Raw genomic sequence first — 20,843 nt, 5'->3', positions numbered from 1 at the left:
CGTCGCAGCACGTTAGGGCCGAAGGTCCTCCGTCGCCGTCGCCGTCGCCGCCACCGTGCTGCGTTCCGCGCGTCGTTTGACGCCGAGCAGGATGCCGCGGGTGACGAACGCCCGCGCCGGCCCGATCAGTTCGGCCAGCACCACCTCGCCCGGATGGCGCAGTGCCAGACGCGATCTGATCAGCAACCGGCAGTGGTCGTCCCGGTGCGGGATCAGCTGAAACGACCACACCATCTCCCACGGCAACCTCGGTGGCGCCGCCCGCAACACGATCGACTGCGGTGCGGTGATCCGCGCGACGGTCATCTCCACGCCGTCGGCCAGACCGAACCACTTTCTGGGCACCAGCCGGACGGAGTCTCCGACGGCCAGGTGCTGCCACTCGGGGTGGATGGTATCGGCGTTGTGGTAGTCCAAACCCGCTGCGTTCTCCAGCATTTCGAAGCTGTACAGCCCGCCGCGATCCTGACCCATCTGCACCAGCCACGGCCAGACCGCGTCGGCAGGCGCATCGATCGAGACCGCCTCGGTGGCCTGCAGCACCGGCGGACCCAGCAACTCGTCACCTGCGAGACGGCCCGATGACTCCTCCTTGGTGGTCCCCCAGTCGCGGAAATAGCGCCGCGCGCCGTACAGCACCGCTGCTGCCACAGCGGCTTTGACCATTCGGTTCGCCATGTCCTCACCTTCGCGCGCACGGCGGTCGCGCACTAGGGCCGGTAGTCCTTCGCGCGCTCGGGCCCACCGAACGGCCCAGGGCGCCACGGGACCATGGGTCCTGGCTCCGGCTGACTTTCGCCTCTACCGCGGACCGGCGTCGCAGCCATACCGTCCGGGTATGGGAAAGCAACGACCATTGTTGGCAGATGTCCTGGCGGCCATCGGTGTCGCGGCGCTGTACCGGGCGCATGTGCGGCCGTGGATCCACACCTGGGGCGCCGACGCCGACGAGGTCGCCGCGACGCTTCCCGGGGATGAACTCGTGGATCCGCAGACACCGCGGACCACCCGAGCGGTGACCATCCGGGCCCCGCGGCACGACGTGTGGCCGTGGCTGGTGCAGATCGGAGAAGACCGGGCCGGCTTCTACAGCTACTCGCTGCTGGAACGCGCAGCCGGCGCCGACATGCACAACGCCGACGCCCTCCACCCCGAGTGGCAGCAGCTGCAGGTCGGGGACACGGTGTGGCTGGCCCGCAGGTACGGCCCGGACGCCCGGCAGATCGTGGCGGCCGTGAAACCGAGATCACACCTGGTTCTCGTGTCCCCGGCCGACTACGAGCTGATCAGGCGCGGCGAAAAGGCCTCCGGCTGCTGGTCTTTCACCCTGCATCGCGAGGCCGGCCGGACCCGGCTGCTGGCCCGCGGCAGCGGTGGCGCGGTCGGCCACTTCTGGTTCGACATCCCGCACTTCGTGATGGAGCAGAAGATGATGCGCGGTATCCGGCAGCGTGCCGAACGATCGCGCCGCCACGACATCGCCGTCGGCGTCCCCGCGCACATGGTCTGATCAGTTGTGCACCACCAGCACCGGCCGTTGCGACCGGTGCACGACCCCGACAGCGACGCTGCCCAGCAGGATCTCCCGCGTCGCCGACCGGCCGCGGGAACCGACGGCGAGTACGGCGGCGTCGTGTCGGCGGGCGCACGCGAGCAGTTCGGCGGCGACTGCGCGCTCGCGTAACCGTCCGATGCCGGAGGGCTCCTTCAAAGGCACCATCTCCAGTCCCTGCGCCGCCGGTCCGGGCGCCACAGCCCCGTCCTCGTCGGGCGCGGCCGCCAGGATCACCCGCCGGCCCGGGAACAGCTGCCGGACACTCTCCACGGCCGCCTCGGCGCCTGCCGACCCGTCGTAGCCCACAACGACGGGCCCGTGGGAAAGCGCGTCCACCTCCTCGGCCAGCAGCGGGTACGGAACCACCAGCACGGGAACGGTGGCGTAATGCACGACCATGTCGCACACGGCGCCGAGGACGGCGTCGCTGAGCTCAAGACCGCGATCCCCGACGATGATGACGTCGGTGTCCAGCTTCTCCGCCAGTTGAGCCAGCCGCAGTCCGTCCGAACCGATCGTGCGTTTGACGATCGGTTCGGCATCCCATTCGGCGGCTGTGGCGAGCGCGACCCCCGTCGTGGCGATCGCCTCGGCCTCGCGCAGCCCTTCACGCTCGATCAACTCGACCAGTTCGTCGGTGGATTGCGCGACGTCGCGCAGGCGCCGCCGCAGTTTCGTGCTGGCGAACGGCGGCGTCCAGATGTGCGCCACCCACGCATGCGCGTTTGGGAACAGCACCCCGCCGGTGTTGATGGCCGCATTCGCGGCCGGTGACCCGTCGTATCCGACCATCACGCTGACCGGCATCCGCACCTCCCCCGCCACGGTCGTCGCTGCGGCCATCAACACCGTCCGCACCGACCGTATTAATCCGCGCCGCGCGTCGCTAGGGACTTAATGCCCCTGTATGACTCTGTCGCCCCGTACCCGATTTGCGCTGGACAGACGGCGCATACTTGATGCGATGACCGGACCTGACCACCAGCCCCGCAAGCCCGTGATCCTGACCGTCGATGACGACCCCGCGGTGTCGCGCGCCGTGGCCCGCGACCTTCGCCGGCATTACGGCGAGAAGTTCCGCATCGTGCGCGCGGAATCGGGGCCGGACGCGCTGGAAACCCTCAACGAGCTGAAGCTGCGCGGCGAGACGGTGGCGGTCTTCGTCGCCGACTACCGGATGCCGCAGATGAGCGGCATCGAGTTCCTCGAAGCGGCGATGGACATCTTCCCGATGGCAAGGCGGGTGCTGCTGACCGCGTACGCCGACACCCATGCCGCGATCGACGCGATCAACGTCGTCGACCTCGACCACTATCTACTCAAACCGTGGGACCCGCCGCAGGAGAAGCTGTACCCGGTGATCGACGCGCTGATCGAGGCGTGGCGCTCCACCGGGGACCGGGCGATCTCGCACACCAAGATCATCGGGCATCCGTGGAATGCGCGGTCGTCGGAGGTTCGCGAGTTCCTGGCCCGGAATCGCCTGTACTACACCTGGTTCCGCTCCGACGAGCCCAAGGGCGCGGCGCTGCTGGAGGCCGCGGGCCAGGACGGGCTGACGCTGCCGGTGGTGATCACCGAGCAGGGTGAGACGCTGATCGACCCGACCGACGCGGAGCTGGCGGCGACGCTGGGCCTGACGACCACCCCGTCCGGGGATTTCTACGACATCGTCGTCATCGGCGGCGGGCCCGCGGGGCTGGCCGCCGCCGTCTACGGCGCGTCGGAGGGGCTCAAGACGGTGCTCATCGAGCGCACGGCCACCGGCGGCCAGGCCGGCCAGAGCTCCCGCATCGAGAACTACCTCGGGTTTCCCGACGGGCTGTCCGGCGCGCAGCTGGCCGAGCGGGCCCGCAGACAGGCCGAGAAGTTCTCCGCCGAGCTGATCACCGCCGCCGAGGTCACCAGGCTCGACGTCGACGGCAACGCCCGCACCGTGCACCTGTCCGACGGCCGCACGATCGGCACCCGCGCGGTGATCCTGGCGATGGGGGTGGAGTACCGGCAGCTACCGGCCGAGGGTTGCGAGGACCTGACCGGCGCCGGGGTCTACTACGGCGCGACGGCATCGGTGGCCGCCGACTGCGACGACGACGAGGTGTACGTGATCGGCGGGGCGAACTCGGCCGGCCAGGCCGCGATGTACCTGGCGCGCACCGCGAAGTCGGTGACGATCGTCAGCAGGCGCACGCTCGAAGACTCGATGTCGCACTACCTGATCCAGCAGATCCGGGCCCAGGACAACATTCGGGAGATGCCCTACACCGTGGTGCACGCGGTGAAAGGCGACGGCCACCTTGAGGGCATCTGCCTGGAGAACACCAAGACCGGTGAACGTGCGGACTTCGCGTGCGGACGGATGTTCATCTTCATCGGCGCCGAACCGCGCACCGAGTGGCTCGACGGGGTCGTGGTGCGCGACGACCACGGGTTCATCCTGGCCGGGCCGGACCTGCGCGACGTCAGCGGCTGGACGCTGGACCGGCCACCGCACCACTTGGAGTCCAGCGTGCCCGGGGTGTTCGTCGCCGGCGACGTCCGCGCCGAATCGGCCAAACGGGTCGCCGCGGCCGTCGGTGAGGGATCGATGGCGGTCATGCTCGTGCACCGCTACCTGGCCGAGACATGAGCACATGCCCACCTTGAGGCGGGCGGAATCAACGCCCGGTGATCCGCGTTTCATTACTTCACTGCCTCTGTAGGAAGGATCCACATGGGTGAGAAGTGTCTGCCCGAGGAACTGCGCACCCTGTTCCTGTTCGAGGCGCTGACCGATGAGCAGCTCGCGACGTTGTGCGCCAACGGCCACATCGCGACGTTCGAGCCGGGGCCGGTCCACACCGAGGGCGACCCGGCGACCTGCTTCTACGTGCTCATCGACGGTGAGCTGGTGATGTCGAAGCGCTCCGGCGGCGTGGACATCGAGACCAACCGGACCTCGCAGCGCGGCGTCTACTGCGGCGCGTGGTCGGCCTACATTCCCGGCGAGGAGCACGTCTACCAGGCGTCGGTGCGGGTGACGCGGCCGTCGCGCTTTTTCGTGCTGGACGCGGAGGCGTTCGCCGAGTTCATGCAGAAGGAATTCCCGATGGCGGTGCATCTGCTGGAGGGCCACATGGTCGGCGGGTTGCGGCAGCGCCAGATCCTCGGCCAGCGGGAGAAGCTGCTCGCGCTCGGGCAGCTGTCGGCCGGGCTGACCCACCAGCTGAACAACCCGGCCGGAGCCACCGCCCGCGCGGTCGCCGACCTGCGTGAGGGGGTCGGCAAGATGCGGCACAAGCTCGCGATGCTCGCCGACGGCAAGTTCACCCCGGCCGCGCTGAAGGTGCTGGTCAGCATCCAGGACGAGGTGGCTGAGCAGGTCGCCAAGTCAAAGTCGCAGGAACTCACGGCGTTGGAGACCTCCGACCGGGAGGATCAGATCGGCGATTGGCTGGAGGCGCACGGCATCTCGGCGGCCTGGGATTACGCGCCGACGTTCGTGGAGGCAGGTCTCGACGTCGACTGGCTGGAGCGGGTCGAGTCCTCGATCGACGACGTGGACTGCTCGGCGACGCTGCCCGGGGCGATCGGCTGGCTGAAGTACACCATCGACAACGAGTTGCTGATGAACCAGATCGCCGAGGCCAGCAAGCGCATCTCGGCGCTGCTGGCCGGCGCCAAGCAGTACTCGCAGATGGACCGCGCCGAATATCAGAGCGCCAACGTCCACGAGCTGATCTACAGCACGATCAAGACGATCTTCGGCGACAAGGTCGGCAAGGACGATGCGGTCAAGCTGGTGTGGGACAAGGATCCCACGCTGCCCGAATTGCAGTGCTATCCAGGCGATCTCAACCAGGTGTGGACCAACATCATCGACAACGCGATCCAGGCGATGGACGGGCACGGCACGCTGACCATCCGCACCTACCGCCAGAGCAGCGACGCCGGCGTGGTCGTCGAGATCTGCGACGACGGACCGGGCATCCCGGAGGACGTCATCGACCGGATCTTCACCCCGTTCTTCACCACCAAGCCGTTCGGCGAGGGCACCGGCCTGGGCCTGGACCTGGCCTGGCGCATCGTCGTCGAGAAGCACCACGGCCACCTGACCGTGGAATCCGTTCCCGGCAACACCCGGTTCATCGTGTCCCTGCCGTGGCAGGCGCCGGCGCCGCGGAACCCGGCAGAGGCCGCCCTCAACGAGTGACATCAAGCCCGAGCTGGGCAGATTCGGCGTCGGCCACCGCGAGTCACATCAGGAGTAACGTAGACCGATCGATGCGCTCACCGATCAGAACGTGGCGAAACCGGGTAGTGACCGTCTGGTGGACGGCGTGGCCTACGGCTCCGTCGACTCCATCGCGGCCCGGCTCAGCGAGCACCTGGATGCAGGTCCCGACAAGCTGGTGCGTGCACTGGCCAAGCTCGCCGGGCCGCTCGGATTGCGAGGAAAGGGATAGAGCATGACCGAAAGTGAGGGCCCGTCGCTGAAGCCCGCCCTGGGCCGCTTCGGCGTCTGGACCGGTACGCCGGTGTCGCCGGATCAGGCCGTCGAGATCGAGAAGCTCGGGTACGGCGCGGTGTGGGTCGGCAAGTCACCGGCGGCGGACCTGGCGTTCGTCGAGCCGATCCTGGAGAAGACGGAGTCGCTTCAAGTCGCGACGGGCATCGTGAACATCTGGACCGCCGACGCCGACGAGGTGGCCGAGTCCTATCACCGGATCGAGAACGCGTTCCCGGGACGGTTCCTGCTCGGGGTCGGGGTGGGGCACCCGGAGCACACCCAGGAGTACACCAAGCCGTACCGGGCGCTGGTCGACTACCTCGACAAGCTGGACGCCGCGAAGGTGCCGACCAGCAGGCGGGTGATCGCCGCGCTGGGCCCGAAGGTGCTGCAGTTGGCCGCGCAGCGCAGCGCCGGCGCCCACCCCTACCTGACCACGCCCGTGCACACCGGCCAGGCCCGCGAATTGCTGGGCCCCAGAGTGTTTCTCGCCCCGGAGCACAAGGTGGTGCTGACCAATGACGCCGAGAAGGCCCGCGAGATCGGCCGGGAGGCCGTGGACTTCTATCTCGGGCTGTCCAATTACCTGAACAACTGGAAACGGCTCGGCTTCACCGACGAGGACCTGACCCGGCCCGGCAGCGACCGGTTCATCGACGCGGTGGTCGCGCACGGGTCGCCGGAGGACATCGCCGCGCGGCTGAACGAACACCTGGCCGCCGGTGCGGACCACGTCGCCATCCAGGTGCTCGGTGGCGACAACGAGTTGTTGTCGACCCTGGAGGAACTGGCCGGCCCGCTGGAACTGACCCGCTGAGCGCTACGGCGATATCGTGGTGCGCTCGTCGATGACGGCCATCGCATCCGTCAGCGCCTGCCGCTGATCCACCGGCCCCTGCGCGTCAAGGGCCAGCAGGAAGGTGTTCTCGGGACCGGGGATCACCACGGTCTTGCGCGCCACGAAGTTCGGTGTGCCGTCGACGTCGGCCTGCCCGGCGATCGCGGTGGCCTGGAAGCCGCCCAGCTCGCTCGGCGTGCCGGTGACCGGGCCGTCCCAGCCGGGAAGACGGGTCACCGCGTTCGGGGCCAGCTCCAGAATCGTGGCGACGTCAAAGGTGCCGCCGTCCAGCCGCGCCATCCGGGCCAGAATCGCCGGCGGGTTCTGGGTGCCCTTGCCCGCGCTCAGATAGATCGCGCCGTAGACGTCCTGCGGCACGTCACTGGCGTCGGTGACCGGTTCCCAGCCGTCGGGCATGGGCAGCTCCACGCCCGGCACCCCGGGGTCGCCGGCCTTGACGATGGTCTGGGTGACGCCGTTGGCGGTCAGGTAGTCGCCGACGGTCTGGCCGCCGGCGGCCGAGGTACTCGTCTCGGAGGCCGAACTGGCCGCCGTGTCGGTGGTCGCACCGCCATCACCGTCGCCGCCGGAGCCGCACCCGGCCACGCCGATCACCACCGCGAGGGCGCCGAGAACGCTCACCGTCGCCGAAATCCGCATGTGCTCTCCCCTGTGCTGACGGCCCACCGTCCTAGGAGAACACAGGGCGGTGGATGCCAGCGTCATTTGCGGTAGATAGGCTCGGTGGCCATGCGGTTGCTGGTGACCGGCGGCGCGGGATTCATCGGAGCCAATTTCGTGCGCCGAGCTGTGCGGCAGCGTCCCGACGTACGCCTGACGGTGTTGGATTCGCTGACCTATGCCGGTAGCCGCGAGTCGCTGCGCGGGGTGGACTCCGAGATCCGCCTCGTCGAAGGCGATGTCACCGATGCCGCGCTGGTCGGCACACTCGTCGCCGACGCCGATGCGGTCGTGCATTTCGCCGCCGAGACGCACGTCGACAACGCCCTGGCCGACCCGGAACCGTTCGTGCACTCGAATGTGCTCGGCACCTTCACGGTCCTGGAGGCCATCCGGCATGCATCCACCACGAGACCGATACGGCTGCACCATATTTCGACCGACGAAGTGTACGGGGACCTGGCGCTCGACGATCCGGCCCGCTTCACCGAATCCACCCCGTACAACCCGTCGAGCCCCTATTCGTCGACCAAGGCGGCGGCCGACATGCTGGTGCGCGCGTGGGTGCGGTCCTACCGGGTGGCCGCGACCCTGTCGAACTGCTCCAACAACTACGGGCCCTATCAGCATGTGGAGAAGTTCATCCCGCGCCAGATCACCAACGTGCTGACCGGACGGCGTCCCAAGCTGTACGGCACCGGGGCGAACGTGCGTGACTGGATCCACGTCGACGACCACAACAGCGCGGTGTGGCGGATCCTGACCGACGGGACGCTCGGGCGCACCTACCTGATCGGCGCCGACGGCGAACGCGACAACCTGACGGTGATGCGGACCATCCTGCGCCTGATGGGCCGCTCCCCCGACGACTTCGACCACGTGACCGACCGGGCCGGCCACGACCTGCGCTATGCCATCGACCCAACCCCTCTTCGGGACGAACTCGGCTGGCGACCGGAGCACACCGACTTCGAATGCGGGCTGCGCGACACCATCGAGTGGTACCGCGACAACGAATCCTGGTGGGGCCCACTCAAAGACGCTGTGGAGGCAACGTACGAGGAGCGACGGCAGTGAACGTGCGCGAGCTCGACGTCCCCGGCGCGTGGGAGATCACGCCCGTGGTGCACAGCGACGCGCGGGGGGCGTTCTTCGAGTGGTTCACCGACCCCGGGTTCAGCGCGATCACCGGGCACCGGTTCGACCTTCGGCAGGCCAACTGCTCGGTGTCGCGGGCCGGGGTGCTGCGCGGGGTGCATTTCGCGCAGTTGCCGCCGGGTCAGGCCAAGTACGTGTCGTGCATGCGGGGCGCCGTCGTCGACGTCGTGGTCGACATCCGGGTCGGCTCGCCCACCTTCGGCCGGTGGGACGCGGTCGTGCTGGACGACACCGCGCACCGGTCGGTGTATCTCTCCGAGGGACTCGGACACGCTTTCCTTGCACTGCAGGATGATTCGATGGTGAGCTACCTGTGCTCGGCCGGCTACGACCCCGTCCGCGAGCACACCGTCGACCCGCTGGACCCGACCCTGGGAATCGACTGGCGGTCCTGGCTGACGGGCCGCTGGGCCGGCGAGCTGATCCTGTCCGACCGCGACCGGGACGCCCCTTCGCTCGAGCAGGCGCGCGCGGCCGGGCTGCTCCCGACATGGGAGCAGGCGCAGGCATTCGTCGCGGAACTGCGTCAGGAGCGGAGTTGACGGCGGCGGCTCGCCAGCCGTAGCAGCCACGCCGCGTCCCACAGACCCACTTCGATCCGGCGCCACCCAGTCCGCCTGGGGATTCGCCGCCCAAGTCCCTCGTCGATGGTGTAGCGGCACGGGTTGCAGTAGCCGCACGGCGTGCCGCGCACGGGCGTGTGGCAGAACCACGTCAGCTCCATCAGGTCGGAGAATCCGCTGCGGCGCGCCGCGTCGTCCATCTGCACCTTGGTGGTGTCGAACAACGGGAACCGGAAGCGGCGGAACATCTCCAGTGCAGGATCGCCCGGATGGCGCACCAGCTGGTAGGAGCCCCCGGCCTCCGTGACGTCCGCGGCCAGGAAATCGTGGGCACGGTCGTCGCGGTGGATGCTCAACTCCAGCGTGAGCTGCTGATGCTCGGCCAGGCGTGCCAGCCATTCGTACTGTTCACCGAGGAACCGCTGCTCGCGCAACTGCCGGAACGCGGCGGTGATGGCCCGAGCCGGGGGGATCTCCTCGACCTCGACCACCCTGACCGGGAGCAGCCGTCGCGCCGCCGCGGGATCGCGCTCGGCGAGCCGGGCGCGGATGACGTCCTGCGTGGCGAGTTCGGTTCCGGTGGAGCGCCGGTAGCGGTCGACGGCATACCAGGGCTGCACCACCGCATTCCCGTTCACGAGCAGATCGGCGACTCGAAACGTGGAGTCCCAGCCCGCCGTCCACAGCACGTTCACCGCCCCCACAGTCGCACTGTAAGCCTCTTGCCAAGCGCGGTCACGATTACTAGGATATCCAAGTATCTACGCGGAAGGCTTCACCATGACCACACAGACAGCGGATACCCGTATCCCTCATTTCATCGACGGGAAGCGCAGCGAGCTCTCGTCCACTCGTACGGCCGGCGTGCTGAACCCGAGCACCGGCGAGGTTCAGGCGCAGGTCCTGCTGGCCAGCAAGGCCGACGTCGACACCGCCGTCGCCTCGGCCGTGGAGGCCCAGAAGGAATGGGCCGCCTGGAACCCGCAGCGCCGCGCCCGCGTGATGATGAAGTTCATCGAGCTGGTCCACGCCAACATCGAGGAATTGGCAGAACTGCTCTCCATCGAGCACGGCAAGACGGTCGCCGACTCCAAGGGCGACATCCAGCGCGGTATCGAGGTCATCGAGTTCGCGATCGGCATCCCGCACCTGCTCAAGGGTGAGTTCACCGAGAACGCCGGCAGCGGCATCGACGTCTACTCCATCCGACAGCCGCTCGGGGTCGTCGCCGGAATCACGCCGTTCAACTTCCCCGCCATGATCCCGCTGTGGAAGGCCGGCCCGGCGCTCGCATGCGGAAACGCGTTCATCCTCAAGCCTTCCGAGCGGGACCCCTCGGTGCCGGTGCGCCTGGCCGAGCTGTTCGGAGAGGCCGGGCTGCCCGCCGGTGTCTTCCAGGTGGTCCAGGGCGACAAGGAAGCGGTCGACGCGATCCTGACCCACCCCGACATCCAGGCCGTCGGCTTCGTCGGCAGCTCCGACATCGCGCACTACATCTACTCGACCGCCGCAGCGCACGGAAAGCGTTCCCAGTGCTTCGGCGGCGCGAAGAACCACATGATCATCATGCCCGACGCCGATCTCGACCAGGCCGTCGACGCGCTGATCGGCGCCGGCTACGGCAGCGCCGGCGAGCGCTGCATGGCGATCAGCGTCGCGGTCCCCGTCGGCGAAGAGACCGCGAACCGTCTGCGTAATCGCTTGGTGGAGCGCGTCAATCAGCTCCGGGTCGGCCACAGCCTCGATCCGAAGGCCGACTACGGACCGCTGGTCACCGGTGCTGCGCTCGAGCGCGTACGTGACTACATCCGTCAGGGTGTCGAGGCCGGCGCCGAGCTGGTGGTCGACGGGCGCGAGCGCGCCACCGACGAGCTGACCTTTGACGATCAGAGCCTGGAGAAGGGCTTCTTCATCGGCCCCACCCTGTTCGACCACGTCACCACCGACATGTCGATCTACACCGACGAGATCTTCGGGCCGGTGCTGTGCATCGTGCGCGCCAAGGACTACGAAGAAGCGCTGAGCCTGCCGACCAAGCACGAGTACGGCAACGGCGTGGCGATCTTCACCCGCGACGGTGACGCCGCCCGTGACTTCGTGTCCAAGGTCCAGGTCGGCATGGTCGGGGTGAACGTGCCGATCCCGGTCCCGGTGGCCTACCACACCTTCGGCGGCTGGAAGCGGTCCGGCTTCGGCGACCTCAACCAGCACGGGCCGGCGTCGATCCAGTTCTACACCAAGGTCAAGACCGTCACCGAGCGGTGGCCGTCGGGCATCAAGGATGGCGCCGAATTCGTCATCCCCACCATGAAATAGATTCGGAAATGGACTATTTCGGCATGGACGAGGACGAACGCGTCATCGTCGAGACGGCGGCCGCGTTCGCGGAGAAGCGGCTGGCACCGCACGCGCTGGAGTGGGACGAAACGCACCACTTCCCCACCGACGTGCTGCGCGAGGCCGCCGAACTCGGCATGGCGGCGATCTACTGCCGCGACGACGTGGGCGGCAGCGAGCTGCGGCGTATCGACGCGGTACGCATCTTCGAGAAGCTGGCGACCGCCGATCCGACCGTCGCGGCGTTCCTGTCGATCCACAACATGTGCGCGTGGATGGTCGACAGCTTCGGCACCGAGGAGCAGCGCAAGGAATGGGTGCCACGGATGGCGTCCATGGAGACGATCGCCAGTTACTGCCTGACCGAACCGGGCGCCGGATCGGATGCAAGCGCCTTGCGCACCAGGGCGGTTCGCTCTGGGTCGGATTTCGTCCTGGACGGGGTGAAGCAGTTCATCTCGGGTGCGGGCACCTCCGAGGTCTACGTGGTGATGGCCCGCACCGGCGATGACGGACCGCGTGGCATCTCGACGTTCGTGGTTCCGAAGGACACCCCGGGCCTGAGCTTCGGCACCGACGAGGTGAAGATGGGCTGGAACGCCCAGCCCACCAAGCAGGTCATCTTCGAAGGCGCCCGGGTGCCCGCCGACGCTCTGCTCGGCGGAACCGAGGGTGAGGGCACCGGGTTCGGCATCGCGATGAAGGGTCTCAACGGCGGACGCATCAACATTGCGGCCTGCTCGCTGGGCGGCGCGCAGGCGGCCTACGACAAGTCGGTGGCGTACCTGGCCGACCGGCAGGCGTTCGGCGGGTCCCTGCTCGACGAGCCGACCATCCGGTTCACGCTCGCCGACATGGCCACCGCGCTGGAGACGTCACGGGCGTTGTTGTGGCGCGCGGCAACGGCTTTGGACAACGAGCACCCGGAGCGCGTCGAGTTGTGCGCGATGGCCAAACGCTATGTCACCGACGCCTGCTTCGATGTCGCCGACCAGGCCCTGCAACTGCACGGCGGCTACGGCTACCTGCGCGAATACGGGCTGGAGAAGATCGTGCGCGATCTGCGGGTGCATCGCATCCTGGAGGGCACCAACGAAATCATGCGCGTGGTGATCGGGCGGTCCGCCGCTGCCCGTGCCCGCGCTTCCTGACAAGAGAGGTCAGACTCTATGACGACGATCGCGTTCCTGGGCCTGGGCAACATGGGCGGCCCGATGGCGGCGAACCTTGTGGCGGCCGGGCACGCCGTGCACGCCTTCGACCTGGTCGACGAGCTGAAGGCGGCGGCAAAAGCCAAGGGCGCGAGCGTTTTCGACAGCGCCGCGGCCGCGGTCGCCGACGCCGACGTGGTGATCACGTCGCTGCCCAACGGCACCATCGTCAAGACCGTGTATGACGAGGTGGTGCCGGCGGCCAAGGCGGGCGCCCTGCTGATCGACACGTCCACGATCTCGGTCGACGACGCCCGCGCCATCCATACCCAGGCGACCGGCAGTGGACTGTCCCAGATCGACGCGCCGGTCTCCGGCGGCATCAAGGGCGCCACGGCGGGCACGCTGGCGTTCATGGTCGGCGGCGAGAACGACGCGTTCGAGCGCGCCAAGCCGGTGCTGGAGCCCATGGCGGGCAAGATCATCCACTGCGGCGCCTCGGGCGCCGGGCAGGCCGCGAAGCTGTGCAACAACATGGTCCTCGCCGTGCAGCAGATCGCGATCGGCGAGGCGTTCGTGCTCGCCGAGAAGCTCGGTCTGCCCGCCCAGTCGCTGTTCGACGTGATCACCGGCGCCACCGGCAACTGCTGGGCCGTGCACACCAACTGCCCGGTGCCGGGACCGGTTCCGACTTCACCGGCGAACAACGACTTCAAGCCGGGCTTCGCGACGGCGCTGATGAACAAGGACCTCGGACTGGCGATGGCCGCGGTGAACTCGACCGGGGCGTCGGCGCCGCTGGGCACCCACGCCGCCGAGATCTACGAGCAGTTCAACACCGACCACGCCGACAAGGACTTCAGCGCGGTCATCGAGATGCTGCGCGGCTGAGCCCGCGCGAAATCTAGGCGGCCGTCGGGCTGCGGTGCGTGTCGTTCCACGAGTCGTGCAGGCGCTGACAGTCGCCGACGCACCGCGGCGCCGCGGCGTCGCTGTCGATCAGAACCGTCGCGATGCCGGTGGCCGCGGCTGCCCGTCGGCTCTCCGGCGAACCCGCGAACGCAAGGCAGTCCTGCGCCGGGGCGCCGAGTTCGGCCAGTGCGACCGCGTACAGCTCACCTCGCGGCGCGTCGTCGGTGGTGACGACCGTGGTTACCACGCCGTCGCCGACGAGTTGCCGCACCAGTGGCTCGACCCAGGTGTGACTGCCGGTGCCGATCAGCCCGACACCGATGCCGGCGCCGTAGGCCTCGGCGATGAGCTCCGCCATCCCGGGCCGCACCGCGATGTCGGCGTCGAGCACCGTCTCGTCGAGAATCATCGCCTTCGTCGCGCAGATCTCGTCGACCAGCAGCTCGGCGAGCACGTCGCTTTCGGTCATCACGCCCCGCTTGCGCAGTTCGGCGGCCACGCGGCGACGTTCGTCGGGCAGCGCCTGCAGTTGCCGGTAGCGCGCGGAGGTCCACTCGATGTCCAATCCGAGCTCGGCGAACGCCTTGTTGAAGGCGGGCCGGTGACCGGCGTCCTCGATGTCGGCGAGCGCGTCGAGATCGAAGATCACCGCGCGCAGCATCTTCATCGGCTGGGCCGGGGCGCCGCTGGGCTGGGGCCAGTCCCACCAGAATCGGCCGGCCCGCCATGCTCTCTGCTCTGTCGATTGCACGATCAGATCGTGGCGCACGTCACACCTGATCCGCCTCCCCCGCGCGGGGGATTGTCCGGGCCAAGTTGGGCAGCGACCCGCCGGCGCGCCTCTAAGGTGGGGGCCATGGCTGCCGATCCGGTGCGCATCGTGCTGGTCGACGACCACGAGATGGTCATCGAGGGCCTCAAGGCCATGCTCGCCGCGTTCAGCGACCGGGTCACCGTGGTCGGCCAGGCGGTGGGCGCAGACCACGTGCTGGGCGTGGTCGCCGGCCTGGACCCCGACATCGTGCTCTGCGATGTGCGCATGCAGGGCTCCAGCGGGCTGGACGTGTGCCAGCAGCTGCGCGAGCGCGACCCCGGCCGCAAGGTGGTGATGCTGTCGGTCTACGACGACGAGCAGTACCTGTACCAGGCGCTGCGGGTCGGCGCATCGGGCTACCTGCTCAAGAGCATCAGCAGCGAGGAGCTGGTCAAACAGCTCGAGTACGTGCACGGCGGCCAGACCGCGATCGACCCGAGCATGGCGGCCCGGGCCGCCGACACCGCGGCCCGGATGCAGCGCGACGAATTCTGGCCCGGCGCCCGGCACGGTCTGACCCAGCGGGAGAGCGAGATCCTGGCACTGGTGGTCAACGGACTGTCCAACCGCGCCATCGCCGCCAGGCTCATCATCGGCGACGAAACCGTCAAGACCCACCTGAGCTCCATCTACCGCAAGCTCGGCGTGTCCGACCGCACCGGCGCCGTGGCCACCGCGCTGCGGGAAGGCATCTACCAATGACCCGGCCACTGCTGACCGCCGACCGCGAGCTCGCGCTGCTGCGCGAACTCATCAGGGCCGCATCCAGCGGTCCCGGCGTCGAGCCGCTGGCCGCCGCGGCGGCCAGGATGATCACCGCGGCCACCGACTCCGACGTGTGTTTCGTGCACGTGCTCGACGACACCGAGCGCTCGCTGACGCTGGCCGGCGCCACCCCGCCGTTCGACTCGGAGGTCGGCAAGATCAGATTGCCACTGGGACAGGGTATTTCGGGTTGGGTAGCCGGCAACCGGCAGCCGGTGGTGATCAAGAAGGACAAGGAGTCCGACCCTCGCTACCTGCCGTTCCAGTCGCTGCGCGGCCGCGATTTCACCTCGATGGTGTCGGTGCCGATGGAGACCGACCCGGGCGGACTGGTCGGCGTGCTCAACGTGCACACCGTGGCCGAGCGCGACTTCGGCGACCGCGATGTGGAACTGCTGCTGGTCATCGGTCGCCTGATCGCGGGTGCGATGCACCAGGCCCGGCTGCACCGGCAGCTGGTGGCGCGCGAGCGTGCGCACGAGAACTTCGTCGAGCAGGTGATCGAGGCGCAGGAACTGGAGCGCCGCAGGCTCGCCGGCGACATCCACGACGGCATCTCCCAGCGCCTGGTCACGCTGTCCTACCGCCTCGACGCCGCCGCTCAGGCCGCGAGATCACCGGGCGATCGGGACGCCCTGCACGAGCAGCTGGACCGGGCCCGGGAGCTCGCCGAGCTGACGCTGCAGGAAGCCCGCGCCGCGATCAGCGGGTTGCGGCCGCCGGTGCTCGACGACCTCGGGCTCTCCGGCGGGCTGGCCAGCCTGGCCCGCTCGATCCCGCAGATCACGATCGACGTCGACCTCGACGACACCCGCCTCCCCGACCACATCGAGCTGGCCCTGTACCGCATCGCGCAGGAATGCCTGCAGAATGTCGTCAAGCACGCCGACGCCTCGCTGGCACGGCTGGTGTTCCGGGTCGACGACAACACAGCCAGGCTCGAGATCGCCGACGACGGAGTCGGTTTCGACACCTTCGAACATCCGTTGGGCAGTGACGAGATGGGTGGTTACGGGCTGTTGTCGATGGCCGAGCGCGCGGAGATCGTCGGCGGCCGGCTCAACATCCGCTCCCGGCCCGGCTCGGGCACCACCGTCACCGCGACGATCCCGCTGCCGCCGGTCACCCACCCGGCCGCGGACACCGACCGGACGTGAGCTGACGCGTCAGAAGTCGCCGGCGCTGTGGCGCAGTGTCTGGATCGCCTCGGCCAGCGTCCGGGACTGTTCAGCCGAGATACCGATGTCGGCGAACACGTCGTTGTTCAGCGTCACCGTCGCATCCTCGACCGTCGAGCGGCCCAGCTCGGTGATCCGCACCAGCGTGGTGCGGCCGTCGGTCGGGTGCGGCACGCGTTCGACCAGACCGTCGGCCTCCAGCCGGCGGATCGCGTGCGTGACGCTGGTGACGTGCACCTGCAGCCGGTCGGAGGCCTTGGTGATCGGCAGCGCGCCGGTGCGGCTGAAGGCCAGCAGGCGCAGCAGCTCGAACCGCGAGAAACTCAGGTCGTAGGGCCGCAGCGCGGTCTCCACCCGGGCCAGCAGGATCTGATGGGCCCGCATCACTGAGGTGACCGCAACCATGCCGTCGGCGACGTCCCCCCACCCGGAGCGTTCCCAGTTCGCGCGCGCGGTGGCGATCGGGTCGCGCCGTTCGGATGCCACGCCTCTTCTTACCGCACGGCCCGCACCGGTTCACAGCCGCCGTTCCAGCAGCACCTTTCCGTCCGGCGCCGACACCAGCTGCACGGCCGCGATCTGCGTCATGGGCATCGGGGTGGTGGCGCTGGGCAGCGCGGTGGCGCCCGAGACGCCCAGCCACGTGGCGATCTCGCTGCGGCTGCCGTCGTGGCCGATCACCACCATGCCGAGGTTCTGCGGGGGCGCGTCCCGGCGTCCCCAGTCCCCGTACGAACAGGCCATGTCGATGCGCGTACCCCAGCCGTAGCCTTCGAGCGCGATGCTGGCGTTGATCGGCGTCTCGGCGAGCTTGGTCATCTCCTGCATCTGCGCGACGGGCTGATCAGACGGCGGCCGGATCACGAGCACCAGGGCCACGGCCAGCGCCGCGGCGGCCACCCCGACCGCGGCCGTGGTGAGCCACCGGGCGCGGCGGCGCCGCGCACCGGCGCGCTCGATCGTGTCGACGTCGTCGGCCGCCAGCACGGCCAGCATCTGCGGCATGTCGGTGATCTCGGTGACCGCCGAGCGGCAGTGCCGGCAGCCGGCCAGGTGATGTTCGTACTCGCGGCGTTCGTCACCGTCGAGCGCGCCGAGCACATACGCGGCGTCCCACGTCAGGTAGCGGTCCTGCATCACGGCGTCACCCCCATCTCCTGCAGTCCGAGCCGCAGCGCGCGGACCGCGTAGTGCAGCCGGGACTTCACGGTGCCCTCCGGGATCCTCAGGTCCGCGGCGATCTGTCCCGTGGTCCAGCCCTGGTAGTAGGCCCGCCGCACGACGGCCCGGTGTTCGTCGGACAGACTGCCCAGAGCGGTGCGCAGCAGCATCCGGTTCAGCGTGGTGTCCGACTCGTCGGGTGAGGCCCGGTCGGCGACATACTCGACGTCGGGCATCCCGGTCTCGTGACGGGACCGGGCGCTGCGGTGTTCGTCGATGATCATGTTGCGCGCGACGGTGAACAGCCAGGCCCGCGCCGAGCGGTCGGCGTCGGCGGTGACCTCGGGGTGGCGCCACGCCCTCAGCAGCGTCTCCTGCACGATGTCCTCGGCCCTGGCCCGATCACCGGTCAGCCGCAGCGCGTAACTCCAGAGCGCGGCCGCATGCTCGTCGTAGAGCGCCCGCATCGTCGCCGGATCGTCCATCACGTCCTCCGTCTACGACACGACGGCGGAGGACGATCGGTTCAGACCGGTCTCAGGCGGTCAGAATCCTCGGTCCGTCGTCGGTGACCGCGACAGTGTGCTCCCAGTGTGCCGCGCGGGAGCCGTCGGCGGTGACGACGGTCCAGCCGTCGTCGAGCACGATCGTCTTGCTCGTCCCGAGGGTGAGCATCGGCTCGATGGCCAGCACCGAGCCCGGGGCCAGGTACGGACCGCGGCCCGGTGACCCCTCATTGGGCAAAAACGGGTCCATGTGCATCTCGCGGCCGATGCCGTGGCCGCCGTAACCGGCGACGATGCCGAACGTGCGGCCGTGCCGCTTCGCCGCGGCCCGGGTGCCCTGCTCGATCGCGTGCGAAACGTCGGTCAGCCGGTTGCCCGGCACCATGGCGGCGATGCCGGCCTCCATGGATTCCCGGGTGGCGGCCGACAGCGCATCGTCGACGGCGATGACGTCGCCGACGCCGAACGTGACCGCCGAGTCGCCGTGCCAGCCGTCGAGGATGGCGCCGCAGTCGATCGACACCAGATCCCCGGCCGCCAGCTTCTCGTCAGCGGTCGGGATGCCATGCACCACGCGGTCGTTCACCGACGCGCAGATCGACGCCGGGAAGCCGTGGTAGCCGAGAAAGGACGGAACACCTCCGCCGTCCCGGATCACCGATTCGGCGACGGCGTCGAGCTCGAGCGTGGACACGCCCGGCGCGGCCGCGGCCCGCACCGCGCGCAGGGCGGCGGCGACCAGCGCGCCGGCGGCGGCCATCGCGTCCAGCTCACCGGCGGTGCGCTGGGGAACGACCTTGCGGCTGCGGAGCCCGGGAATGGAGACCATTCAGCGGCCGAGCGCGGTGAGCGCCCGCTCGAAGACCTTGTCGAGCTCGCCGACGGCGTCGACGGTCTTGAGGTCGGCGGAGTAGTAGTCCAGCAGCGGCGCGGTCTCGTCCCGGTAGACCTTGAACCGGTTGCGGATCACGTCCTCGGTGTCGTCGGCGCGACCGCGGCCCTTCAGACGGGAGACCAGTTCCTCCTCCGGGACCCGGAACTCGACCACCGCGTCGAGCGCCTGGCCGCGCTTCTCCAGCATCTCGGCGAGGGCCTTGGCCTGCTCCACCGAGCGCGGGAAGCCGTCGAGGATGAAGCCTTGCTTGGCGTCCTCGTCGTCGAGGCGGTCGTCGACCAGCGCGTTGGTGAGCGTGGCGGGGACCAGATCGCCGGCGTCGAGATACTTCTTGGCCTCGATGCCCAGCTCGGTGTTGTTGCTGATGTTGTGACGGAACAGATCGCCGGTCGAGATGTGCGGGATGCCGAGCTTCTCCGCCAGCTTCGCGGCCTGCGTACCCTTGCCCGCGCCGGGCGGTCCCAACAACACGATTCTCACTTGAGGAACCCTTCATAGTTGCGCTGCATGAGCTGGCTTTCGATTTGCTTGACGGTGTCGAGCGCGACGCCCACGGCGATGAGGACGGCGGTACCGCCGAACGGCAGGTTCTGCACCGAACCGGTGTTGCCGATCTCAAGGAACAGGTTCGGCAGCACGGCGATGATGCCGAGGTAAATCGAGCCCGGCAGCGTGATGCGAGACAGCACGAACCGCAGGTAGTCGGCGGTCGGCTTGCCCGGGCGGATGCCGGGGATGAAGCCGCCGTACTTCTTCATCTCGTCGGCGCGTTCCTCGGGGTTGAACGTGATCGAGACGTAGAAGTAGGTGAAGAACACGATCAGGCCGAAGTAGATCGCTATGTAGACCGGGCTGCTCGGGTCGGTCAGGTATTCGGCGACGAAGGTCTGCCACCACCCGGTGCTCGGGGTGTCGCTGGCGCTGGTGATCAGCTGGGTGATCAGGTGCGGGATGTAGATCAGCGACGACGCGAAGATGACCGGGATGACGCCGGCCTGGTTGACCTTCAACGGCAGGTAGGTCGACGTGCCGCCGTACATCTTGCGGCCCACCATGCGCTTGGCGTACTGGACCGGGATACGGCGTTGACCCTGCTCGACGAAGACCACGCCGACGACGATCGCGACGGCCGCGAGACACACCAGCGTGAAGACCATGCCACCGCGGCTGTCCAAGATGTTCTTGCCCTCACCCGGGATCGACGCCGCGATGCTGGCGAAGATGATCAGCGACATGCCGTTGCCGACGCCGCGCTCGGTGACGAGCTCGCCCATCCACATGACCAGCGCCGCGCCGGCGGTCATCACGATGACGATGACGGCCAGGGTGCCGATGTTGAGGCCCTCGCTCTGCCCCTCGATGATGTCGAGCGCACAACCCTGCAGCAGCCCGCCGTTGGCGGCCAGCGCCACGATGCTGGTCGCCTGCAGGATCGCCAGCGCGATCGCGAGGTAGCGGGTGTACTGAGTGAGCTTCGTCTGGCCTGCCTGCCCCTCTTTGCGCAGCTGCTCGAAGCGCGGGATCACCACGCCGAGCAGCTGCACGATGATGCTCGCGGTGATGTAGGGCATGATGCCCACCGCGAACACCGACAGCTGCAGCAGCGCGCCGCCGGAGAACAGGTTGATCAGCGAGTAGATCTGTCCGGACTCGCCGCCGCTGACCTGGGCGATGCACTGCTGCACGTTCGGGTAGTTCACCCCCGGCGACGGCACCGAGGCGCCGACCCGGTAGAGGATCACGATGCCGAGCGTGAACAGGATCTTTCGCCTCAGATCGACTGTCCGCAGTGATGAGATGAAAGCCGAGAGCACTCTTTCCTCCTGCACGGCCGGTCGAT

The 20,843-nt window shown here is 68.7% G+C and carries 23 protein-coding genes; 12 read left to right on the top strand and 11 right to left on the bottom strand.

Annotated features, from left to right (window positions below):
- Positions 1-12 precede the first annotated feature (12 nt).
- Positions 13-678 (bottom strand): SRPBCC family protein, encoded by a 666-nt coding sequence (locus tag ACXMYJ_RS12935; protein ID WP_260757354.1) that lies wholly within the window; start codon positions 676-678, stop codon positions 13-15.
- Between the two features lie 160 nt (positions 679-838).
- Here ACXMYJ_RS12935 and ACXMYJ_RS12930 point away from each other — a divergent pair, with 160 nt between their 5' ends.
- Positions 839-1,510, top strand: a complete 672-nt coding sequence (locus tag ACXMYJ_RS12930; protein ID WP_443188081.1) for a hypothetical protein — start codon at positions 839-841, stop codon at positions 1,508-1,510.
- On the opposite strand, the gene ACXMYJ_RS12925 is transcribed toward ACXMYJ_RS12930, so the two are convergent.
- A complete protein-coding gene (locus tag ACXMYJ_RS12925; protein WP_443188123.1) occupies positions 1,511-2,362 on the bottom strand; it encodes a universal stress protein in 852 nt (283 codons plus the stop codon). It lies immediately after the preceding gene.
- Between the two features lie 157 nt (positions 2,363-2,519).
- On the opposite strand from ACXMYJ_RS12925, the gene ACXMYJ_RS12920 reads away from it, so the two are divergent.
- From ACXMYJ_RS12920 to ACXMYJ_RS12905, 4 genes are all read left to right on the top strand, one after another.
- Positions 2,520-4,184 (top strand): NAD(P)/FAD-dependent oxidoreductase, encoded by a 1,665-nt coding sequence (locus ACXMYJ_RS12920; RefSeq protein ID WP_443188082.1) that lies wholly within the window; start codon positions 2,520-2,522, stop codon positions 4,182-4,184.
- Positions 4,185-4,268: 84 nt separating this feature from the next.
- Positions 4,269-5,747, top strand: coding sequence for an ATP-binding protein (locus ACXMYJ_RS12915; protein WP_443188083.1), 1,479 nt, complete (start codon positions 4,269-4,271; stop codon positions 5,745-5,747).
- Positions 5,748-5,838: 91 nt separating this feature from the next.
- Entirely contained in the window at positions 5,839-6,000 is a 162-nt protein-coding gene (locus tag ACXMYJ_RS12910) for a hypothetical protein (protein WP_443188084.1), read from the top strand.
- Positions 6,001-6,003: 3 nt separating this feature from the next.
- Entirely contained in the window at positions 6,004-6,861 is an 858-nt protein-coding gene (locus ACXMYJ_RS12905; protein ID WP_260757350.1) for an LLM class F420-dependent oxidoreductase, read from the top strand.
- A gap of 3 nt (positions 6,862-6,864) precedes the next feature.
- Here the strand turns inward: ACXMYJ_RS12905 and ACXMYJ_RS12900 are convergent, their stop codons facing one another.
- Positions 6,865-7,542, bottom strand: coding sequence for an LpqN/LpqT family lipoprotein (locus ACXMYJ_RS12900; RefSeq protein WP_260757349.1), 678 nt, complete (start codon positions 7,540-7,542; stop codon positions 6,865-6,867).
- 90 nt (positions 7,543-7,632) lie between these two features.
- Between ACXMYJ_RS12900 and rfbB the strand changes: the two genes are divergently transcribed.
- Positions 7,633-8,640 carry a dTDP-glucose 4,6-dehydratase gene (gene rfbB / locus ACXMYJ_RS12895; protein WP_460356634.1) on the top strand — a complete coding sequence of 336 codons (1,008 nt, stop codon included), beginning with the start codon at positions 7,633-7,635 and terminating at the stop codon, positions 8,638-8,640.
- Entirely contained in the window at positions 8,637-9,263 is a 627-nt protein-coding gene (locus ACXMYJ_RS12890) for a dTDP-4-dehydrorhamnose 3,5-epimerase family protein (protein ID WP_460356632.1), read from the top strand. Before rfbB ends, ACXMYJ_RS12890 begins: the two co-directional genes overlap by 4 nt.
- Here the strand turns inward: ACXMYJ_RS12890 and ACXMYJ_RS12885 are convergent.
- Positions 9,248-9,988 (bottom strand): hypothetical protein, encoded by a 741-nt coding sequence (locus ACXMYJ_RS12885; RefSeq protein WP_460356629.1) that lies wholly within the window; start codon positions 9,986-9,988, stop codon positions 9,248-9,250. The two genes, ACXMYJ_RS12890 and ACXMYJ_RS12885, sit on opposite strands and share 16 nt — an antisense overlap.
- Before the next feature lie 76 nt (positions 9,989-10,064).
- Between ACXMYJ_RS12885 and ACXMYJ_RS12880 the strand changes: the two genes are divergently transcribed.
- Genes ACXMYJ_RS12880 through mmsB form a run of 3 tightly spaced genes read left to right on the top strand, consistent with a single transcriptional unit; the run spans position 10,065 to position 13,663 of the window.
- On the top strand, positions 10,065-11,600 hold the full coding sequence (locus tag ACXMYJ_RS12880) for a CoA-acylating methylmalonate-semialdehyde dehydrogenase (RefSeq protein WP_460356627.1): 1,536 nt from the start codon (positions 10,065-10,067) through the stop codon (positions 11,598-11,600).
- Positions 11,601-11,608: 8 nt separating this feature from the next.
- Positions 11,609-12,772: an acyl-CoA dehydrogenase family protein gene (locus ACXMYJ_RS12875; protein WP_460356625.1), complete on the top strand. Its 1,164-nt coding sequence runs from the start codon at positions 11,609-11,611 to the stop codon at positions 12,770-12,772.
- 18 nt (positions 12,773-12,790) lie between these two features.
- Positions 12,791-13,663, top strand: coding sequence for a 3-hydroxyisobutyrate dehydrogenase (gene mmsB / locus ACXMYJ_RS12870; RefSeq protein ID WP_460356622.1), 873 nt, complete (start codon positions 12,791-12,793; stop codon positions 13,661-13,663).
- 13 nt (positions 13,664-13,676) lie between these two features.
- Here the strand turns inward: mmsB and ACXMYJ_RS12865 are convergent, their stop codons facing one another.
- Positions 13,677-14,435 (bottom strand): HAD family hydrolase, encoded by a 759-nt coding sequence (locus tag ACXMYJ_RS12865; RefSeq protein WP_460356619.1) that lies wholly within the window; start codon positions 14,433-14,435, stop codon positions 13,677-13,679.
- A gap of 105 nt (positions 14,436-14,540) precedes the next feature.
- On the opposite strand from ACXMYJ_RS12865, the gene ACXMYJ_RS12860 reads away from it, so the two are divergent.
- Together ACXMYJ_RS12860 and ACXMYJ_RS12855 are read left to right on the top strand one after the other, a co-directional pair.
- Entirely contained in the window at positions 14,541-15,200 is a 660-nt protein-coding gene (locus tag ACXMYJ_RS12860; protein WP_260757340.1) for a response regulator, read from the top strand.
- Positions 15,197-16,420, top strand: a complete 1,224-nt coding sequence (locus ACXMYJ_RS12855; protein WP_443188092.1) for a GAF domain-containing sensor histidine kinase — start codon at positions 15,197-15,199, stop codon at positions 16,418-16,420. Before ACXMYJ_RS12860 ends, ACXMYJ_RS12855 begins: the two co-directional genes overlap by 4 nt.
- 9 nt (positions 16,421-16,429) lie before the next feature.
- On the opposite strand, the gene ACXMYJ_RS12850 is transcribed toward ACXMYJ_RS12855, so the two are convergent.
- The 6 genes from ACXMYJ_RS12850 to secY are packed head-to-tail and all read right to left on the bottom strand — an operon-like array spanning position 16,430 to position 20,817.
- Positions 16,430-16,927 carry a MarR family winged helix-turn-helix transcriptional regulator gene (locus tag ACXMYJ_RS12850; protein WP_443188093.1) on the bottom strand — a complete coding sequence of 166 codons (498 nt, stop codon included), beginning with the start codon at positions 16,925-16,927 and terminating at the stop codon, positions 16,430-16,432.
- A 30-nt stretch (positions 16,928-16,957) separates the two neighbouring features.
- On the bottom strand, positions 16,958-17,578 hold the full coding sequence (locus tag ACXMYJ_RS12845; protein WP_460356615.1) for a zf-HC2 domain-containing protein: 621 nt from the start codon (positions 17,576-17,578) through the stop codon (positions 16,958-16,960).
- Positions 17,578-18,087, bottom strand: coding sequence for a sigma-70 family RNA polymerase sigma factor (locus ACXMYJ_RS12840; protein WP_460356612.1), 510 nt, complete (start codon positions 18,085-18,087; stop codon positions 17,578-17,580). The genes ACXMYJ_RS12845 and ACXMYJ_RS12840 overlap by 1 nt, the downstream gene beginning before the upstream one ends.
- Before the next feature lie 52 nt (positions 18,088-18,139).
- Positions 18,140-18,937 carry a type I methionyl aminopeptidase gene (gene map / locus ACXMYJ_RS12835; RefSeq protein WP_260757334.1) on the bottom strand — a complete coding sequence of 266 codons (798 nt, stop codon included), beginning with the start codon at positions 18,935-18,937 and terminating at the stop codon, positions 18,140-18,142.
- Positions 18,938-19,483, bottom strand: a complete 546-nt coding sequence (locus ACXMYJ_RS12830; RefSeq protein ID WP_260757333.1) for an adenylate kinase — start codon at positions 19,481-19,483, stop codon at positions 18,938-18,940.
- Positions 19,480-20,817, bottom strand: coding sequence for a preprotein translocase subunit SecY (gene secY, locus ACXMYJ_RS12825; protein ID WP_260757332.1), 1,338 nt, complete (start codon positions 20,815-20,817; stop codon positions 19,480-19,482). The genes ACXMYJ_RS12830 and secY overlap by 4 nt, the downstream gene beginning before the upstream one ends.
- Positions 20,818-20,843 lie beyond the last annotated feature (26 nt).

It is taken from the genome of Mycobacterium sp. ZZG, assembly GCF_054786995.1.
Note: the sequence above shows the minus strand (reverse complement) of the source record. Positions and strands in the feature narration are given on the sequence as shown.

Bases quoted from the DNA above. Each gene is read 5' to 3' on its own strand.
- ACXMYJ_RS12935 (WP_260757354.1), bottom strand. From the start codon at position 678: ATGGCGAACCGAATGGTCAAAGCCGCTGTGGCAGCAGCGGTGCTGTAC.
- ACXMYJ_RS12930 (WP_443188081.1), top strand. From the start codon at position 839: ATGGGAAAGCAACGACCATTGTTGGCAGATGTCCTGGCGGCCATCGGT.
- ACXMYJ_RS12925 (WP_443188123.1), bottom strand. From the start codon at position 2,362: ATGCCGGTCAGCGTGATGGTCGGATACGACGGGTCACCGGCCGCGAAT.
- ACXMYJ_RS12920 (WP_443188082.1), top strand. From the start codon at position 2,520: ATGACCGGACCTGACCACCAGCCCCGCAAGCCCGTGATCCTGACCGTC.
- ACXMYJ_RS12915 (WP_443188083.1), top strand. From the start codon at position 4,269: ATGGGTGAGAAGTGTCTGCCCGAGGAACTGCGCACCCTGTTCCTGTTC.
- ACXMYJ_RS12905 (WP_260757350.1), top strand. From the start codon at position 6,004: ATGACCGAAAGTGAGGGCCCGTCGCTGAAGCCCGCCCTGGGCCGCTTC.
- ACXMYJ_RS12900 (WP_260757349.1), bottom strand. From the start codon at position 7,542: ATGCGGATTTCGGCGACGGTGAGCGTTCTCGGCGCCCTCGCGGTGGTG.
- rfbB (WP_460356634.1), top strand. From the start codon at position 7,633: ATGCGGTTGCTGGTGACCGGCGGCGCGGGATTCATCGGAGCCAATTTC.
- ACXMYJ_RS12880 (WP_460356627.1), top strand. From the start codon at position 10,065: ATGACCACACAGACAGCGGATACCCGTATCCCTCATTTCATCGACGGG.
- ACXMYJ_RS12875 (WP_460356625.1), top strand. From the start codon at position 11,609: ATGGACTATTTCGGCATGGACGAGGACGAACGCGTCATCGTCGAGACG.
- mmsB (WP_460356622.1), top strand. From the start codon at position 12,791: ATGACGACGATCGCGTTCCTGGGCCTGGGCAACATGGGCGGCCCGATG.
- ACXMYJ_RS12860 (WP_260757340.1), top strand. From the start codon at position 14,541: ATGGCTGCCGATCCGGTGCGCATCGTGCTGGTCGACGACCACGAGATG.
- ACXMYJ_RS12855 (WP_443188092.1), top strand. From the start codon at position 15,197: ATGACCCGGCCACTGCTGACCGCCGACCGCGAGCTCGCGCTGCTGCGC.
- ACXMYJ_RS12845 (WP_460356615.1), bottom strand. From the start codon at position 17,578: ATGCAGGACCGCTACCTGACGTGGGACGCCGCGTATGTGCTCGGCGCG.
- ACXMYJ_RS12840 (WP_460356612.1), bottom strand. From the start codon at position 18,087: ATGGACGATCCGGCGACGATGCGGGCGCTCTACGACGAGCATGCGGCC.
- map (WP_260757334.1), bottom strand. From the start codon at position 18,937: ATGGTCTCCATTCCCGGGCTCCGCAGCCGCAAGGTCGTTCCCCAGCGC.